This is a genomic window from Streptomyces sp. NPDC048479 (assembly GCF_040651435.1).
GTDB lineage: Bacteria > Actinomycetota > Actinomycetes > Streptomycetales > Streptomycetaceae > Streptomyces.
The window spans coordinates 17,551-34,089 of record NZ_JBEZKA010000020.1 but is presented as its reverse complement, the minus strand read 5'-3'; the positions used below and the strand labels follow the sequence as shown (position 1 = coordinate 34,089).

The following is a 16,539-nucleotide window of genomic DNA, read 5'->3' as shown; positions in this document are numbered from 1 at the left end:
TCCTTCCCCACCGCACCCGCGTCGCGAGGAGATTCCGTGGCTACCGATGCACCGTCGCCCCCGGGCAGTCTGGACACCAGCCCCGCTCAGCCCACGACAGAGGCGTTCGTCGAGGTGCAGGAGAGTGCGGAATTCGGCGAACTGCGCCGCACCTACCGCTCCTTCGCCTTCCCTCTGACCGTCGCCTTCATCGCCTGGTACCTGCTGTACGTCCTGATGTCCAACTACGCCGGCGGCTTCATGGGCACGAAGCTCTTCGGCAACATCAACGTCGCCCTCGTCTTCGGACTTTCCCAGTTCGCCACCACCTTCCTCATCGCCTGGCTGTATGCGCGTTACGCCTCCACGAAGCTCGACGCGAAGGCCGAGGCGATCAAGTCCCGTATGGAGGCCGACGCATGAGCGCCGCGTACGCCGCGTATCCCACGGTCCAGTTCGCCGCCGGAGGAGGGGCGAGCGAGCACCGGCCGCTGATCATCACACTGTTCGCGTGCTTCGTCGTCGCGACCCTCTTCATCACCGTGTGGGCCGGCCGCCAGACCAAGAGCGCATCCGACTTCTACGCCGGCGGCCGCCAGTTCACCGCCTTCCAGAACGGCCTCGCGGTCTCCGGCGACTACATGTCCGCCGCCTCCTTCCTCGGTATCGCGGGCGCCATCGCCCTCTTCGGCTACGACGGCTTCCTGTACTCCGTCGGCTTCCTGGTCGCCTGGCTGGTCGCGCTGCTGCTGGTCGCCGAACCGCTGCGCAACTCCGGCCGCTACACAATGGGCGACGTCCTCGCCTACCGGATGCGCCAGCGCCCGGTCCGCACCGCCGCCGGCACCTCCACCATCGTCGTCTCGATCTTCTATCTGCTGGCGCAGATGGCGGGCGCGGGCGTACTGGTCTCGCTGCTGCTCGGCATCACCAGCGACGCGGGCAAGATCGGGATCGTCGCGCTGGTCGGTGTACTGATGATCGTGTACGTGACCATCGGCGGTATGAAGGGCACCACCTGGGTACAGATGGTCAAGGCCGTCCTGCTCATCGCGGGCACCGTGCTCATCACCTTCCTGATCCTGCTGAAGTTCAACTTCAACCTCTCGGACCTGCTCGGCTCGGCCGCGAAGAACAGCGGCAAGGGATCGGCGTTCCTGGAGCCCGGCCTCAAGTACGGCGCCACCGGCACCTCGAAGCTGGACTTCATCTCGCTCGGTATCGCGCTGGTGCTGGGCACCGCGGGCCTGCCGCACATCCTGATCCGCTTCTACACGGTGCCCACCGCCAAGGCCGCCCGTAAGTCGGTGATCTGGGCGATCGGCATCATCGGCGCCTTCTATCTGATGACGATCGTGCTCGGCTTCGGTGCCGCCGCGCTGCTCAAGCCCGGCGACATCATCGCCTCGAACAAGGCGGGCAATACGGCGGCTCCCCTGGCAGCCCTGGAGATCGGCGGCGGACCGGGATCCGCCGGAGGCTCGATTCTGCTGGCGGTGATCTCCGCGGTCGCCTTCGCCACCATCCTCGCGGTGGTCGCGGGCCTCACCCTGGCGTCCTCTTCGTCCTTCGCGCACGACATCTACGCGAACGTCATCCGCAAGGGCAAGGCCACCGACAAGGAGGAGGTCCGCGCGGCCCGCTGGGCGACGGTCGCCATCGGCGTCGTCTCCATCGCGCTCGGAGCGCTCGCCCGTGATCTGAACGTGGCGGGCCTGGTCGCACTCGCCTTCGCCGTGGCCGCATCGGCGAATCTGCCGACGATCCTCTACAGCCTGTTCTGGAAGAGGTTCACCACACAGGGCGCCCTGTGGTCCATCTACGGCGGCCTGACCGCGTCCGTGGTACTGGTGCTCTTCTCGCCGGTCGTCTCCGGCAAGCCCACCTCGATGTTCAAGACAGTGGACTTCTACTGGTTCCCGCTGGAGAACCCGGGCATCGTCTCGATCCCGCTGGGCTTCCTCCTCGGCTGGCTCGGCTCCCTCCTGTCGAAGGAAGAGGCCGACAAGGGCAAGTACGCGGAGCTCGAGGTCAAGTCCCTCACCGGGACCGGAGCACACTGACCCGGGACGCAGTACCGAGCGCCGGGCACGGCCGCGTCGTAGAGTCCTACGACGCGGCCGTGCCGCTCCTCGTGACAATTGGGCCCCGGAGTTGTCAGCCCTCTGGCGTAGGCTCAAAGGCAATAGCATCCGCCAAGCGGGGAGGGGGCCCACCGTGCTCATCGACACCTATGGCCGTGTGGCCACTGACCTGCGAGTTTCACTGACCGACCGGTGCAATCTGCGGTGTACGTACTGTATGCCGGAAGAAGGTCTGCAGTGGCTCGCCAAGCCGGATCTGCTCAGTGACGACGAGATCGTCCGGCTGATCCGTATCGCCGTCACCGACCTCGGCATCACCGAGGTCCGCTTCACCGGCGGGGAGCCGCTGCTGCGGCCGGGGCTGGTCGGAATAGTCGAGCGGTGCGCCGCTCTCGAGCCCCGCCCCCAGATGTCGCTGACCACCAATGGCATCGGACTCAAGCGCACGGCGGCCGCGCTCAAGGCCGTCGGCCTGGACCGGGTCAATGTCTCGCTCGACACCCTGCGGTCCGACGTCTTCAAGACCCTCACCCGCCGCGACCGCCACCGCGATGTGCTGGACGGCCTGGAGGCCGCCCGCGCCGCCGGCCTCACCCCCATCAAGGTCAATACGGTCCTGATGCCGGGGCTCAACGACGACGAAGCCCCCGAGCTGCTCGCCTGGGCCGTGGCCAACGACTACGAGCTGCGCTTCATCGAGCAGATGCCGCTGGACGCTCAGCACGGCTGGAAGCGCGACGGAATGATCACTGCCGGCGACATCCTGGAGTCCCTGCGTACGCGCTTCACGCTCACCGCGGAGGGCGACGAGGAGCGCGGATCCGCGCCCGCCGAGCGCTGGACCGTGGACGGCGGACCGCACCGGGTCGGCGTCATCGCCTCGGTCACCCGCCCGTTCTGCCAGGCCTGCGACCGCACCCGCCTCACCGCCGACGGCCAGGTGCGCACCTGTCTGTTCGCCCGCGAGGAGACGGACCTGCGCGCCGCGCTGCGCTCGGACGCACCCGACGAGGAGATCGCGCGCATCTGGAAGCTGGCGATGTGGGGCAAGAAGGCGGGATCGGGCCTTGACGACCCGTCGTTCCTGCAGCCCGACCGGCCGATGTCAGCGATCGGCGGCTGAGCCGGATTCCGGGCCGCGCGAGTCGGCACCGGAGCCCGAGCCGGCATCCGAGCCCGAGCCGGAGGAGCCACGCTCCCACTCCTCGAGCGTCACCACATCCTTGAGAAAACCGCGCAGGTCAAGGAAGTGGGAGAGGTGCTCACAGTGCTCGTCGCAGGCGAGCCAGGTCTTGCGGCGCTCAGGAGTGTGCAGCTTCGGGTTGTTCCACGCCAGCACCCAGACGGCGTCGGTGCGGCAGCCCTTGGCGGAGCAGATCGGTGTTTCGTCACTCACTGATGTTCATCCCAAACAAGGCGACGCCGAGCAGCCACGGGGGGAGCTGCCCGGCGTCGGTCCGTCGCTCCGACGGGGGATGCGGAGCGCTTACAAAGTATGTCACGGGGAACGGGGTGCGGTGCACCGGAACTTCATGATTGATCTGAGCTTTTCTTGAGCTTCGCAAGCCCCGTGAAATCAGCTCTGGTCGCGCTCTCGACGGTCCCGCTCGGAGGCTCCGGCTTCCGGCTCGTCCTCCGCCGCGGCGGCTGTGGGCGGTCCCGGGGAAGGCGCGATCATCGGCCGGGAAGGGGTCGGAACGAAGGTCGACGGCAGCGAAGGCGCGTTCTCCCGGCCCGCGTTGGCGATCACCACGGCAATGTAGGGAAGAAGCCCACCGACCACCAGCGCCACGATCGCCACATGACGTTCGACGTTCCACAGGACGGCGGCGAGGATCACCGCCACGGTCCGCACCGACATCGAAATCACATAGCGGCGCTGCCGGCCACGGACGTCGTCCGCGAGCCCCTGCCGGGCTCCCGTGATCCGGAAGACCTCCGTACTGCCATGCTTCCGCATCAGGTTCCACCACCGATTTTCCACGCCGGACGCTCCCAGGTCCTGACGCCTTCCACCGTACGCCGCACCTCCGACACCTACGAGAGCGGGGGGAGCCCCGCCTGCGTGTCCCGACTGCGCCGTAGCGCGTATGGCGCCGCCCGGCATGCGCTGTACCGCGGGCAGGCCGAGACTGACGGCGTAACTGCTCATGCGGAGCACGTACGAGGAGGCAGCCATGGGCTGGTTGTGGGCGATCATCGTGGGCTTCGTGCTGGGCCTGATCGCGAAAGCGATCCTTCCCGGCAAGCAGCACATGCCTCTGTGGCTGGCCACCATCTGCGGCATCGCCGGCGCTGCGCTCGGCAACTGGCTCGCGATGGGTCTCGGCATCGCCGAGACCAAGGGCATCGACTGGGGCCGCCACGGACTCCAGCTCTTGGCGGCCGTCGTCATCGTCTTCCTCGGCGAAATGGCCTACACCGCGATGCGGGGCAAGAGGCAGAGAGCCTGAGCCGGGTACGGCGGCGGCCGGGTGAGCAACGAAGCTCACCCGGCCGCCACCGGACTCGGTTCTTCTGCCGCGGCTGATCAGCCGGCCGTGACCTCGACCGCAGCCAGGTTCTTCTTGCCCCGGCGCAGCACGAGCCAGCGGCCGTGCAGCAGCTCCTCCTTCGCCGGTACGGCGTCCTCGGCGGTGACCTTCACGTTGTTCACGTAGGCCCCGCCCTCCTTCACCGTGCGGCGGGCGGCCGACTTGCTCGGCGCGAGACCCACCTCCGCGAGCAGATCCACGACCGGGCCCAGCTCGGCAACCTGGGTGTGCGGCAGCTCGGAGAGCGCCGCCCCCAGCGTCGGCTCGTCGAGCTCGGCCAGCTCGCCCTGCCCGAAGAGCGCCTTCGACGCATTGACGACCGCGGTGCACTGGTCAGCGCCGTGCACCAGCGTCGTCAGCTCCTCGGCCAGCGCCCGCTGCGCGGCACGCGCCTGCGGCCGCTCCTCGGTCAGCTTCTCCAGCTCCTCGATTTCCTCGCGGGACTTGAAGCTGAAGATCCGCAGGAACTTGGAGACGTCCCGGTCGTCCGCGTTCAGCCAGAACTGGTAGAAGGCGTACGGAGTGGTCCGCTCCGGGTCGAGCCAGACCGTGCCGGACTCCGTCTTGCCGAACTTCGTGCCGTCGGCCTTGGTGATCAGCGGTGTGGCCAGCGCGTGCACCTCGGCCTCGGGCTCGACCCGGTGGATCAGGTCGGTGCCCGCGGTGAGGTTGCCCCACTGGTCGCTGCCGCCGGTCTGCAGGGTGCAGCCGTACCGCCGGTACAGCTCCAGGAAGTCCATGCCCTGCAGGATCTGGTAGCTGAACTCGGTGTAGCTGATACCCGCGTCGGAGTTCAGCCGCCGGGCGACCGCCTCCTTCGCGATCATCTTGTTGACCCGGAAGTACTTGCCGATGTCGCGCAGGAAGTCGATCGCCGAGAGCCCCGACGTCCAGTCCAGGTTGTTGACCATGGTCGCGGCGTACGGACCGTCGAAGTCGAGGAACCGCTCGATCTGCCCGCGCAACCGCTCCACCCAGGCCGCGACGACCTCCGGAGCGTTCAGCGTGCGCTCCGAGTTCGGCTTCGGGTCACCGATCAGACCGGTGGCACCGCCGACCAGGCCCAGCGGGCGGTTCCCCGCCTGCTGGATCCGGCGCATGGTGAGGATCTGGACCAGGTTGCCGAGGTGCAGGCTGGGCGCGGTCGGGTCGAAGCCGCAATAGAACGTGACGGGACCGTCCGCGAACGCCTTGCGCAGTGCGTCCTCGTCAGTGGAGAGAGCGATCAGCCCTCGCCACTGCAGCTCGTCGACGATGTCCGTCACGGGTCTCGCGTCTCCTTCGGTGTGCTGGGGAACGTCTGTGCATACAGACTCCTCCGAGGTTATACGCCCTGGCTGACCGAACTCATATTGAAATCCGGGACCCGGAGCGCGGGCATCGCGGCCCGGGTGAACCAGTCGCCCCACTCGCGCGGCAGCGTCTTCTCGGTGCGGCCGGCCTCGGTGGCCCGTGACAGCAGGTCGACCGGCGACTCGTTGAAGCGGAAGTTGTTGACCTCGCCGACGACCTCGCCGTTCTCCACGAGATAGACGCCGTCCCGGGTGAGACCGGTCAGCAGCAGCGTCGCCGGGTCGACCTCGCGGATGTACCAGAGGCAGGTCAGCAGCAGCCCGCGGGCCGTCGCGGAAACCATCTCGTCCAGCGAACGCTCACCGCCGCCGTCCAGGATCAGATTGCCGGCGCCGGGCGCGACCGGCAGGCCCGTCAGACCGGCGCTGTGCCGGGTGGTGACCAGATGCTCCAGCTTTCCGTCGCGTACCCAGTCGGTCTTCGACAGCGGCAGGCCGTTGTCGAAGACCGAGGCGTCGTCGCCGGAGGAGTGCGCGATCACGAAGGGCGCGGACTCCAGGCCCGGCTCGTTCGGATCGCTGCGCAGAGTGAGCGGAAGATCGGACAGCTTCTCGCCGACGCGGGTGCCGCCGCCCGGCTTGGAGAAGACCGTACGGCCTTCCACCGCGTCCCGCGCCGTCGACGACCACAGCTGGTAGATCAGCAGATCGGCCACGGCGGTGGGCGGCAGCAGCGTCTCGTACCGCCCGGCGGGCAGCTCGATTCGGCGCTGAGCCCAGCCGAGGCGCTGCGCGAGCTCCGCGTCCAGCTGCGCCGGGTCCACGTCCTTGAAGTCCCGTGTCGAACGGCCCGCCCAGGCGGAACGCGAGCGGTCCGGGGACTTGGCGTTGAGCTCCAGCGTCCCGTTCGGCTGGTCGTGCCGCAGCCGCAGCCCGGTCGACGTACCGAGGTAGGTGGAGGTGAGCTCATGGTTGGCGAAGCCGTAGAGCTCACGCTCACCGGCCTTGGCGCGGGCGAAGGCCTCGCCCAGCGCGGGCGCGAAGTCCGCGAAGACGGCGGAGGAGGTTTCCTCGGGCGCGTCCGTGAAGTCGGGGGACGCGGGGACCCCTTCGACGAGCGGCTGAGCGTCCTCGGCGGGGGCGGCCCCGCGCGCGGCGGCCTCGGCGGCGCGCACCAGCGGCTCCAGATCGTCCGCGGTGACGGCGGAGCGCGACACGACACCGGACGCGGTGCCCTCGGAGCCGTCGACGGTGGCGATGACGGTGAGGGTGCGGCCGCGGGTGACGCCGTTGGTGGTCAGGGCATTGGCCGCCCAGCGCAGATTGGCGGAGGAGTGCTCGTCGGCGATGACGACGCAATTGTCGGCGGTGGACAGTTCGAGGGCCCGCTCGACGATCTCGTGCGGCTTGCTGTTGCGGCTCATCGACCGGCCTCCTGAGTCGTGTTGAGAATGTTCACGCCGCGGAACAGCGCCGACGGGCAGCCGTGGGAGACCGCAGCGACCTGGCCCGGCTGGGCCTTGCCGCAGTTGAAGGCGCCGCCCAGGACATACGTCTGCGGGCCGCCCACCTTCTCCATCGAGCCCCAGAAGTCCGTCGTCGTCGCCTGGTACGCGACATCGCGCAGCTGACCCGCCAGCCTGCCGTTCTCGATACGGAAGAAGCGCTGCCCGGTGAACTGGAAGTTGTAGCGCTGCATGTCGATCGACCACGACCGGTCGCCGACCACATAGATCCCGCGCTCCACCCCGCCGATCAGATCCTCCGTGGAGAGCCCGCCCGGATCCGGCTGCAGCGACACGTTCGCCATCCGCTGCACCGGCACATGGCCGGGGGAGTCCGCGTACGCGCAGCCGTTGGAGCGGCCGAGTCCCGTCAGCTTGGCGATCCGCCGGTCCAGCTGGTAGCCCACCAGCGTGCCGTCCTTGACCAGGTCCCACGACTGCGCCGCGACGCCCTCGTCGTCGAATCCGATCGTGGCGAGACCGTGCTCCGCGGTCCGGTCGCCCGTCACATTCATGATCGAGGAGCCGTACGCCAGCTTCCCCAGCTGGTCGAACGTGGCGAAGGACGTCCCGGCGTACGCCGCCTCGTACCCCAGCGCCCGGTCCAGCTCCGTCGCGTGACCGATCGACTCATGGATGGTCAGCCAGAGGTTCGACGGGTCGACCACCAGGTCGTAGCGTCCCGCCTCGACGCTCGGCGCGCGCATCTTCTCGGCCAGCAGCGCCGGGATCTGCTCCAGCTCGGACTCCCAGTCCCAGCCCGTGCCGGTCAGATACTCCCAGCCGCGCCCCACCGGCGGCGCGATCGTGCGCATCGAGTCGAACTCGCCCGTCGTCTCGTCGACGGCGACGGCCGTGAGCTGCGGATGCAGCCGCACCCGCTGCTGCGTGGTGACGGTGCCCGCCGTGTCCGCGTAGAACTTGTTCTCCTGGACCGTGAGCAGCGAGGCGTCCACATGCGCGACACCGTCCGCCCGCAGCAGCCGCGCACTCCACTCCGCGAGCAGCGCCGTCTTCTCCTCGTCGGGCACCTCGAACGGGTTGATCCCGTACGCGGAGACCCAGGTCCGCTCCGCGTGCACCGGCTCGTCCGCCAGCTCCACCCGCTCGTCGGAGCCCGCCGCCGCGATCACCTGCGCCGAGAGCTTCGCCATCGCGACCGCCTGGCCGGCGACCCTGGCGGCCGCGTCCATCGTCATATCGACCCCTGAGGCGAAGCCCCAGGCGCCGCCGTGGACCACCCGCACCGCGTACCCCAGGTCCGTGGTGTCCGATGAACCGGCGGGCTTGGCGTCGCGCAGCCGCCACGCCGCACTGCGCACGCGCTCGAAGCGGAAATCGGCGTGCTCGGCGCCGAGCGCACGCGCCCGCGCGAGTGCCGCGTCGGCGAGGGCGCGCAGCGGCAGCGCGGTGAACGTCTGATCGATGTCATGGGCCACAAGCGGCCTCCCCTTCTCACGGCCTCGGATCACTACGCGGAAGTGAAGCACGCCACCCACCCGGCTCCGAACCGGAAATCGCGGTAACTACCTCATGAGCACAGGCGGCGCTGCGCACCGGATCCCCAGCAGGTGGAGCTCGCCAAGTAGTCGAGGAACCGCGAACCACTCGCATTCACGCCGCACTGGCGTCCAACTCGATGCCCCCACTGTCGAGTCCGGCTGTGGGCTCCTGCTCATGGATCTGCTCGCGCCCGGCCGGGACGTCACGGCCGACGCCCGTCGGCAAGCAGATCCGCTGCCTCCTCCCGCGTGACCGCTGACCGCGAATGACCGGCCGGAGGTCTCAAATGCCGCATCGGCGTGCGATTTCGTCGGTTGTCGTACCCCAGGGGTAGTCTCTCGGTCACGCGGAGTTGACAGTCAACTCCCGGTACTGCCCTGAGTGTTGGGGAGATGGTGGATGGTCGGGCGCGAAGTGTCACCGGCGGACCACCAGCACAAAGAGATCCGCGAAGTCCTCAAGCGGCTCGTTGCCGCCGGCTGGACACTGCGCAAGGAGAGCCGCCGGCTGGACACTGCGCAAGGAGAATGGGGAGTACTCGGGGGGCCGGTGTCCCTCATCCGTTCCGTACACCGCGTGCAGGGCCAGCCGGCCGGGGCGAATGAATCGGCCTGCCGTATCCGGAGCTGAAGGCCCGGTTCGACGAGCTCGCGCGGCGGCTCATGCAAAGCCGCGGGTCGGCAATTCTGTAGGGACCCGACAGTGACTGCAGGACGGCGCTGTCAGGGCCCGATTCTCCGTAATGCGGGCGGGACCGATAGGTTTTCGAGGTACCAGACCGCTATCGAAAGGGTGATCCGTTGAGCCGCTCGGTTCTCGTCACCGGAGGAAACCGGGGCATCGGCCTCGCCATCGCCCGCGCGTTCGCCGATGCCGGCGACAAGGTCGCGATCACGTACCGCTCCGGCGAGCCGCCGGCCGGCTTCCTCGCCGTCAAGTGCGACATCACCGACACCGAGCAGGTGGAGCAGGCCTACAAGGAGATCGAGGAGAAGCACGGTCCGGTGGAGGTGCTGGTCGCCAACGCCGGTGTCACCAAGGACCAGCTCCTGATGCGGATGTCCGAGGATGACTTCACCACCGTCCTCGACACCAACCTCACCGGCACCTTCCGGGTCGTGAAGCGCGCCAACCGCGGCATGCTGCGGGCCAAGAAGGGCCGCGTCGTGCTGATCTCCTCCGTGGTCGGACTGCTGGGCTCGGCGGGGCAGGCGAACTACGCCGCATCGAAGGCCGGTCTCGTCGGCTTCGCCCGCTCCCTCGCCCGTGAGCTCGGCTCGCGGAACATCACGTTCAACGTCGTCACGCCCGGTTTTGTCGACACCGACATGACCAAGGTGCTCACGGACGAGCAGCGCGCGGGCATCGTCTCGCAGGTGCCGCTCGGCCGCTATGCGCAGCCGGAGGAGATCGCCGCCACGGTGCGCTTCCTCGCCTCCGACGACGCCTCGTACATCACTGGAGCCGTCATCCCCGTTGACGGCGGATTGGGCATGGGTCACTGATCACATGAGTGGAATCCTCGCCGGCAAGCGCATTCTCGTCACAGGCGTCCTCACCGAGGGGTCCATCGCCTTCCACGCCGCCAAGGTGGCCCAGGAGGAGGGCGCGGAGGTCATCCTCACCGGCTTCGGCCGGCTCTCACTTGTCGAGCGCATCGCGAAGCGGCTGCCCAAGGCCGCCCCGGTCATCGAGCTGGATGTCACCAACCAGGAGCACCTGGACGGCCTCGCGGACAAGATCCGTGAGCACTCCAGCGACGACTCGGGCCTCGACGGCATCGTGCACTCGATCGCCTTCGGCCCGCAGGGCGCGTTCAACTTCCTCGAAGCGAGCTGGGAGGACGTCTCCACGGCCGTCCAGGTCTCGGCGTACTCCTACAAGTCGCTCACCATGGCCTGCCTCCCGCTGATGCAGCGCGGCGGCTCGGTCGTCGGCCTCACCTTCGACGCGACGATCGCCTGGCCGAAGTACGACTGGATGGGCGTGGCCAAGGCGGCCCTGGAGTCCACCAACCGCTACCTCGCCCGCGACCTCGGCGCCAAGAATGTCCGCTGCAACCTGATTGCGGCCGGCCCGATCAAGTCGATTGCCGCGAAGTCCATCCCGGGCTTCGAGGAGCTCGCGGACGTGTGGAACCACCGCGCCCCGATCGGCTGGGACCTGGCCGACCCGGACCCGGCCGGCCGCGGTGTCGTCGGTCTGCTCTCGGACTTCTTCCCGCGCACGACCGGCGAGATCGTCCATGTCGACGGTGGCGTGCACATGATGGGTGCCTGACCCCCTCCGTACGAGAACCCCCTCCGTACGAGAACCCCCTCGTACGGGAACGACGCCCCGTTTCCCGCCCTGTGCGGGGAGCGGGGCGTCGCCCGTTCGGGCCCCCGGAGCGCGCGGCGCACCGCCGGGAAGGCGACGCTGGAGAGGCAATCCCCCTTGTGGTGCAGCCGCGGCTATTTCGCGCCGCAGTACGGCCGAGGAGGTCCTGCTTGTGCGTACGACCTTGTGCTTCGCCTCCGTACTGACCACGGTGACGGTGCTGGCACTGCTGTGGGCACCGCCGACCGCCGTTTCCCAGCCGCCCCCCGAAGATTCGAAGCCCCAGTCCGAGCCGCGGGATTTCAAGGCCGACTGCCGCACCGTCGTCGACGGCTCCCGAGCCATTGCCTACTGCCACAACCCGTACCCCCAGACCGACCGCGTCCGGCTGCACATCGAGTGCGAGCGCTGGTGGGACGTCGACGCGGACAGCGCGCCCGTCGAGATAGGCCCGGCCGGCTACGCAGAGCTCACCGACCGCTGCTGGAAGGAGGTGAGTACGGTCTGGGTCAGCCACCAGCCCCTGCGGGATTCCGCAGGCACATGAACGGGTAGCCCGCCGCCTCCGCGGCTGCCGCATCACCGTCGCCCGCGCGGATCGCCTCGACCATCCGCGCGTGGTCCATATGGTTCTCCGGGCGCAGTTCGCGGCCGACGTCGTCGCGCAGCCAGTCCCGCAGCAGATCGCCCAGGTCGGCGTAGATCTCGGTCAGCACCTCATTGTGCGAAGCGGCCACCACCGCCTGATGGAATGTCGCATCCGCGGCGACGAACTGCTCCGCGTCGCCCGTGGCCCACGCCTCCTCGCGGCGGGCGAGGAGCGTGTCCAGCTGCTTGAGATCGCGTTCCGTACGCCGCTCGGCGGCCAGCTTGGCGGCGGACGACTCGAGGGTGGAGCGCAGCTCGGCGATATGCCGGGGGTTGGCGTCCGCGAAGCGGCGGTGCATGACGCCGGCCAGTTCGCTCGTCGCCACGACATACGTCCCCGAACCCTGCCGGATGTCCAGGAGTCCGTTGTGCGCGAGCGCGCGGACCGCCTCGCGGACGGTGTTGCGGGCCACGCCCAGCTGCTCGACCAGTTCCGGCTCGGTGGGGATCCGGGAACCTACCGGCCACTCGCCCGAGGTGATCTGGTTCCGCAGCTGGGCGATCACCTGGTCGGAGAGTGCGGAACGCCGGGGAGAGGTCAGCGCCATGGTGCTCCTTGTGCACAAGACTCGTACGGGATTGGACAACCAATCATCCCATGATTCTATGATGGCCGTATGCCCGACGAGACCCAGACGCTGAGCCCCGCCCTCACCGACCGTACCGCCGTGGAACCGTTGGCCTCGCGGCCCGAGGCCTGGCTCACCCGGCTCGTGATCGCAGGCATCGTCCTCGCGGCACTCAATCTCCGCCCCGCCATCACCAGCCTCGGCGCGCTCCTCGAAGAGGCCCGGGTCGGCTTGCACATGAGTGGCAGCGTGGCCGGCGTCCTCACCTCCGTACCGCCGCTCTGTTTCGCGCTCTTCGGGATCGCGGCACCGCGGCTTGCCCGCCGCTTCGGCGCCGGGGCCGTCGTCTGCGCGGGCATGGCCGCCATCGCGACCGGGCTGCTGATCCGGCCCTTCGCCGGCGGCACAGTCGGCTTCCTCGCCGCCAGCGCGCTCGCCCTCATGGGCATCGCCGTCAGCAACGTCCTGATGCCGGTGATCATCAAACGGTACTTCCCCGACCGTGTCGGCTCCATGACCGGGCTCTACTCGATGGCGCTGGCGCTCGGCACCTCTGCCGCCGCGGCTGCCACCGTGCCCATGACCGAGGCGCTGGGCGGCGGTTGGCGGGTCGGCCTCGGGATCTGGGCGGTCCTCGCCGCCCTCGCCGTACTGCCCTGGATCGGCCTGGTCCGCGGCCGCGGCGCGGCCGCGCGGAGCACTCCGGCCGCACCGGCCCAGGACACCCGGGCCCCACGGGTCACCCGCAGCCGCACCGCATGGGCGCTCGGATGTTTCTTCGGCCTCCAGGCCACCGGCGCGTACATCACCATGGGCTGGATGCCGCAGATCTTCCGTGACGCGGGGGTCTCGGCCGGCACGGCCGGTGTGCTGCTCGCCGTGACCATGGTGATGGGCGTGCCGCTCGCCTTCGTCATCCCGCGGCTGGCCACCCGGATGAGGACCCAGGGCCCGATCGTCGTCGCCCTCGGCCTGTGCGGACTGACCGGCTACGCGGGCCTGTTCTTCGCGCCGGCCGCCGGAGCCTGGGCCTGGGCGCTGCTGCTGGGCATCTCCAACTGCGCCTTCCCGCTCGCCCTCACCATGATCGGCATGCGGTCGAGGACCGGCATCGGCGTCGTACGGCTGTCGGCCTTCGCGCAGTCCACCGGCTATCTGATCTCCATTCCCGGACCGCTGCTGGTGGGCGTGCTCTACCAGCACAGCGGCGGCTGGGGGCTGCCGATCGCGCTGATGGCAGGGCTGATCGTGCCGCAGGTCGCCGTCGGCATCCTGGCCGGCCGGGACCGGACGATCGAGGACGAATGCTGAGGTGCGAGACTGGCTCCATGCCTGTGCTCGACCCGAATCCCCCAAATGGCCAGAAGAAGCTCCTCTACGTCTTCGGCGTGATGATCGCCATTACGATCGTCATCGCGGTGATCGCGTCCATCGCCTCGCCCTGACACGGTCGTTGTCCCGCCTGGGAAGCCCCGGCGAGTGAGCCGAAGGGGCGCGCGGGTGCCGAAAGGGAGAACGCGCGGAGGCCGCGAGGAACGAGTGGTCGAGCACGATCGACTGTCGGCAGACGCCAAAGGCGCCCCGGAGGGGAACCGAGCCACAAAAAGGGCGAGTGGTCGAGCACGATCGACTGTCGGCAGACGCCAAAGGCGCCCCGGAGGGGAACCGAGCCACAAAATGGGCGAGTGGTCGAGCACGATCGACTGTCGGCAGACGCTAAAGGCGCCCCGGAGGGGAACCGAGCCACAAAAAAGGGGGGCTAGCACCACCAACCCCTAGGGGGTCAGGGTCAGGGTGAAGTGGGTGGGTCACCGGATGGGCCCGCGAGCCCATGATCCGTAGGTTTGAAGCAACAAACCGCAGACCTACGGAGGCGGCCATGCCGGCCCACACGCACACCCGGTCCCACGCCAAGGCCGCGGGCAGCGTCGACATCCGGCTGCCGTGGTGGGCACTCGCACTGCCCATGCTCGCCTTCGTCGTACTGCTTCTGCTGATCGCGGATCCGGGCCAGGCGCACGCCGCGGGCGGCGACCCGGCAGTGGGCCAATTGATCGACCGCATTCAGCAAACCCTGTCCCGATGACGGATTCACCCTTCGTGGGGGAGCAGGTCAACACCCTGCGCCCGCTGGCGCATTTCATGCGAAGCTGGAGTGCATGAGCGCCGCTGTGTCTTCCGGGGGGACACCCCCCGGACCTCCCGAAACCCGCAGGATCGTCCTTCTCCGGCATGCGAAGGCCGACTGGCCCCAGGTGTCCGACCACGAGCGCCCGCTCGCCGACCGGGGCCGTATGGACGCCTCGGTGGCCGGCCGCAGGCTCGCCGACACCGGTATCGCCTTCGACCTGGCTCTGTGCTCGACCGCGAGCAGGACCCGCGAGACCTGGAAACTGGCGGTGCACGAGCTGTCGCACCGCCCCCGGACGGTGTACGAGGAGCGGCTGTACGAGGCCTCTCTCGGCGATCTTCTCGCGCTGCTCAGTGAGACTCCGGACGAGGTGAACGACCTACTCGTCATCGGCCACAACCCCGCGATCCACGCCCTCGCCGACGCCCTCGCCGGCAAGGTCGAGGGTGACGCGCTGGCACGGATGACGCAGAGCGGCTTCCCGACCGCGGCGTACGCGGTCGTCGGCTTCAGTGGCTCCTGGAAGTCCGTGGAGCACGGCGTGGGCACGCTGCTCGACTACTGGGCGCCGCACGACTGACCCCTGTCCGGCATGTCGGCCGGCCCCTTCGCGGGGGGCCGGCCCCTGCATGTGAAACAGCCCCGGCCATGAACCAGCCCCGGCGTGGATGCCGCGCCGGGGCCTCACACATCGGCCGCGTACTGCGGTCCCGTATGCGGTCGGTCGGTCAGTGCTCCTCGCCCTCGCCGTCGGCCGCCTCGACCTCTTCGCGGGTGATCCCCAGCAAGTAGAGAACCGTGTCCAGGAACGGCACATTGACCGCGGTGTGGGCGGCCCGGCGCACGACCGGCTTGGCGTTGAAGGCGACGCCGAGCCCGGCGGCGTTGAGCATGTCCAGATCATTCGCACCGTCGCCGATCGCGACGGTCTGCGCGAGCGGAACTCCCGCCTCGGCGGCGAACCGGCGCAGCAGCCTGGCTTTGCCCGCGCGGTCCACGATCTCGCCGACGACGCGGCCGGTGAGCTTCCCGTCCACGATCTCCAGCGTGTTCGCCGAGGCGAAGTCGAGCCCGAGCCGGACCTTGAGGTCATCGGTGACCTGCGTGAACCCGCCCGACACGACGCCGACTTGGTAGCCGAGCCGCTTGAGCGTACGGATCAGGGTCAGGGCGCCGGGGGTCATCCTGACCTCCGCGCGGACCTTGTCCACGACGGACGCGTCGAGCCCGGCCAGCAGCGCCACGCGCGCGTGCAGGGACTGCTCGAAGTCCAGCTCCCCACGCATCGCCGCGGCGGTGACCTCGGCGACCTTGTCCTCGCAGCCGGCGTGCGCGGCGAACAGCTCGATGACCTCGTCCTGGATGAGCGTCGAGTCCACATCCATGACGACCAGACGCTGGGCCCGGCGGTGCAGTCCGGCCGACACGACCGCCACATCGACGCCGATCCCGGCGGCCTCGGTCGCCAGCGCGGTACGCAGCGGCTCGGTCTCCGTACCGGACACCGCGAACTCCACGGCGGTGACCGGATACTTGGCGAGCCGGAAGATACGGTCGATGTTGCCGCCGATGGCAGCGATTCTGGCCGTTATGGCGGCGGTCGACTCCGCGGTGAGCGGATGTCCGAGCACGGTGACGTGAGAACGGCCGCTGCCGCGCGGCCGGTTGTCGCCGGTGCCGGAGATGATCTCGGCCTGCAGCATCAGCGATTCGGCCCAGCTGTGCACGGTGGCCCGCAGCTCGCCTTCGGTGGTCCCGCCGGCGGTCGGTGCGGTGACCAGGGCGCACAGGACGAGGCGGCCACGGGAGACGACCTGCTCGATGTCGACCACGTCGACGGAGTAGGCGGCGAGGGTGTCGAAGAGCCCGGCGGTGATCCCGGGACGGTCCTTCCCGAAGATCTTGACGAGAAGGGTGGGGACGTCGGAGTTCTGCGGTGCGCTCATGGTGCCTCCACCGTATCTGGCGGACGCCG

The 16,539-nt window shown here is 69.1% G+C and carries 18 protein-coding genes; 11 read left to right on the top strand and 7 right to left on the bottom strand.

Going from position 1 to position 16,539, the window contains the following annotated elements; genetic code table 11:
- Positions 1-36: 36 nt before the first annotated feature.
- From AB0D12_RS27765 to moaA, 3 genes are all read left to right on the top strand, one after another.
- Complete coding sequence (locus tag AB0D12_RS27765; protein ID WP_362688340.1) at positions 37-402, top strand: DUF485 domain-containing protein; 366 nt, start codon at positions 37-39, stop codon at positions 400-402.
- Positions 399-2,042, top strand: coding sequence for a cation acetate symporter (locus tag AB0D12_RS27760; protein WP_362688337.1), 1,644 nt, complete (start codon positions 399-401; stop codon positions 2,040-2,042). Before AB0D12_RS27765 ends, AB0D12_RS27760 begins: the two co-directional genes overlap by 4 nt.
- 154 nt (positions 2,043-2,196) lie before the next feature.
- Positions 2,197-3,186 (top strand): GTP 3',8-cyclase MoaA, encoded by a 990-nt coding sequence (moaA, locus tag AB0D12_RS27755; protein ID WP_362688334.1) that lies wholly within the window; start codon positions 2,197-2,199, stop codon positions 3,184-3,186.
- Here the strand turns inward: moaA and AB0D12_RS27750 are convergent.
- Both AB0D12_RS27750 and AB0D12_RS27745 read right to left on the bottom strand, forming a co-directional pair.
- Positions 3,169-3,459, bottom strand: a complete 291-nt coding sequence (locus AB0D12_RS27750) for a hypothetical protein (RefSeq protein WP_362688331.1) — start codon at positions 3,457-3,459, stop codon at positions 3,169-3,171. The genes moaA and AB0D12_RS27750 overlap by 18 nt on opposite strands.
- 180 nt (positions 3,460-3,639) lie before the next feature.
- Positions 3,640-4,023, bottom strand: coding sequence for a DUF3099 domain-containing protein (locus AB0D12_RS27745; RefSeq protein ID WP_362688328.1), 384 nt, complete (start codon positions 4,021-4,023; stop codon positions 3,640-3,642).
- Between the two features lie 217 nt (positions 4,024-4,240).
- On the opposite strand from AB0D12_RS27745, the gene AB0D12_RS27740 reads away from it, so the two are divergent.
- Positions 4,241-4,516, top strand: coding sequence for a GlsB/YeaQ/YmgE family stress response membrane protein (locus tag AB0D12_RS27740; protein ID WP_362688673.1), 276 nt, complete (start codon positions 4,241-4,243; stop codon positions 4,514-4,516).
- Positions 4,517-4,593: 77 nt separating this feature from the next.
- On the opposite strand, the gene tyrS is transcribed toward AB0D12_RS27740, so the two are convergent.
- From tyrS to AB0D12_RS27725, 3 genes are read right to left on the bottom strand one after another with little or no spacing between them, the layout of a single operon-like run.
- Entirely contained in the window at positions 4,594-5,862 is a 1,269-nt protein-coding gene (tyrS, locus tag AB0D12_RS27735) for a tyrosine--tRNA ligase (protein WP_362688325.1), read from the bottom strand.
- A 59-nt stretch (positions 5,863-5,921) separates the two neighbouring features.
- Positions 5,922-7,313, bottom strand: coding sequence for a metallopeptidase TldD-related protein (locus AB0D12_RS27730; RefSeq protein WP_362688323.1), 1,392 nt, complete (start codon positions 7,311-7,313; stop codon positions 5,922-5,924).
- Positions 7,310-8,833 (bottom strand): TldD/PmbA family protein, encoded by a 1,524-nt coding sequence (locus AB0D12_RS27725; RefSeq protein WP_362688320.1) that lies wholly within the window; start codon positions 8,831-8,833, stop codon positions 7,310-7,312. The genes AB0D12_RS27730 and AB0D12_RS27725 overlap by 4 nt, the downstream gene beginning before the upstream one ends.
- A gap of 864 nt (positions 8,834-9,697) precedes the next feature.
- Here AB0D12_RS27725 and fabG point away from each other — a divergent pair.
- From fabG to AB0D12_RS27710, 3 genes are all read left to right on the top strand, one after another.
- On the top strand, positions 9,698-10,402 hold the full coding sequence (gene fabG, locus AB0D12_RS27720; protein WP_362688317.1) for a 3-oxoacyl-[acyl-carrier-protein] reductase: 705 nt from the start codon (positions 9,698-9,700) through the stop codon (positions 10,400-10,402).
- A gap of 4 nt (positions 10,403-10,406) precedes the next feature.
- Entirely contained in the window at positions 10,407-11,177 is a 771-nt protein-coding gene (gene fabI, locus AB0D12_RS27715; protein ID WP_362688314.1) for an enoyl-ACP reductase FabI, read from the top strand.
- A 211-nt stretch (positions 11,178-11,388) separates the two neighbouring features.
- Complete coding sequence (locus AB0D12_RS27710; RefSeq protein WP_362688311.1) at positions 11,389-11,763, top strand: hypothetical protein; 375 nt, start codon at positions 11,389-11,391, stop codon at positions 11,761-11,763.
- Here AB0D12_RS27710 and AB0D12_RS27705 read toward each other — a convergent pair.
- Positions 11,726-12,412, bottom strand: coding sequence for a FadR/GntR family transcriptional regulator (locus AB0D12_RS27705; RefSeq protein ID WP_362688308.1), 687 nt, complete (start codon positions 12,410-12,412; stop codon positions 11,726-11,728). The genes AB0D12_RS27710 and AB0D12_RS27705 overlap by 38 nt on opposite strands.
- Before the next feature lie 69 nt (positions 12,413-12,481).
- On the opposite strand from AB0D12_RS27705, the gene AB0D12_RS27700 reads away from it, so the two are divergent.
- The 4 genes from AB0D12_RS27700 (at position 12,482) to AB0D12_RS27685 (ending at position 15,144) form a co-directional block, all read left to right on the top strand.
- Positions 12,482-13,744: an MFS transporter gene (locus AB0D12_RS27700; protein WP_362688305.1), complete on the top strand. Its 1,263-nt coding sequence runs from the start codon at positions 12,482-12,484 to the stop codon at positions 13,742-13,744.
- A 17-nt stretch (positions 13,745-13,761) separates the two neighbouring features.
- Positions 13,762-13,878 carry an SGM_5486 family transporter-associated protein gene (locus AB0D12_RS27695; RefSeq protein WP_362688302.1) on the top strand — a complete coding sequence of 39 codons (117 nt, stop codon included), beginning with the start codon at positions 13,762-13,764 and terminating at the stop codon, positions 13,876-13,878.
- A gap of 434 nt (positions 13,879-14,312) precedes the next feature.
- Positions 14,313-14,519: a hypothetical protein gene (locus AB0D12_RS27690; protein WP_362688299.1), complete on the top strand. Its 207-nt coding sequence runs from the start codon at positions 14,313-14,315 to the stop codon at positions 14,517-14,519.
- A gap of 73 nt (positions 14,520-14,592) precedes the next feature.
- Positions 14,593-15,144: a histidine phosphatase family protein gene (locus AB0D12_RS27685; protein ID WP_327322738.1), complete on the top strand. Its 552-nt coding sequence runs from the start codon at positions 14,593-14,595 to the stop codon at positions 15,142-15,144.
- A gap of 148 nt (positions 15,145-15,292) precedes the next feature.
- On the opposite strand, the gene serB is transcribed toward AB0D12_RS27685, so the two are convergent.
- The gene (serB, locus tag AB0D12_RS27680) at positions 15,293-16,510 is read right to left on the bottom strand and encodes a phosphoserine phosphatase SerB (protein ID WP_362688294.1); all 1,218 of its coding nucleotides are present in this window, start codon (positions 16,508-16,510) and stop codon (positions 15,293-15,295) included.
- Between the last annotated feature and the right edge of the window lie 29 nt (positions 16,511-16,539).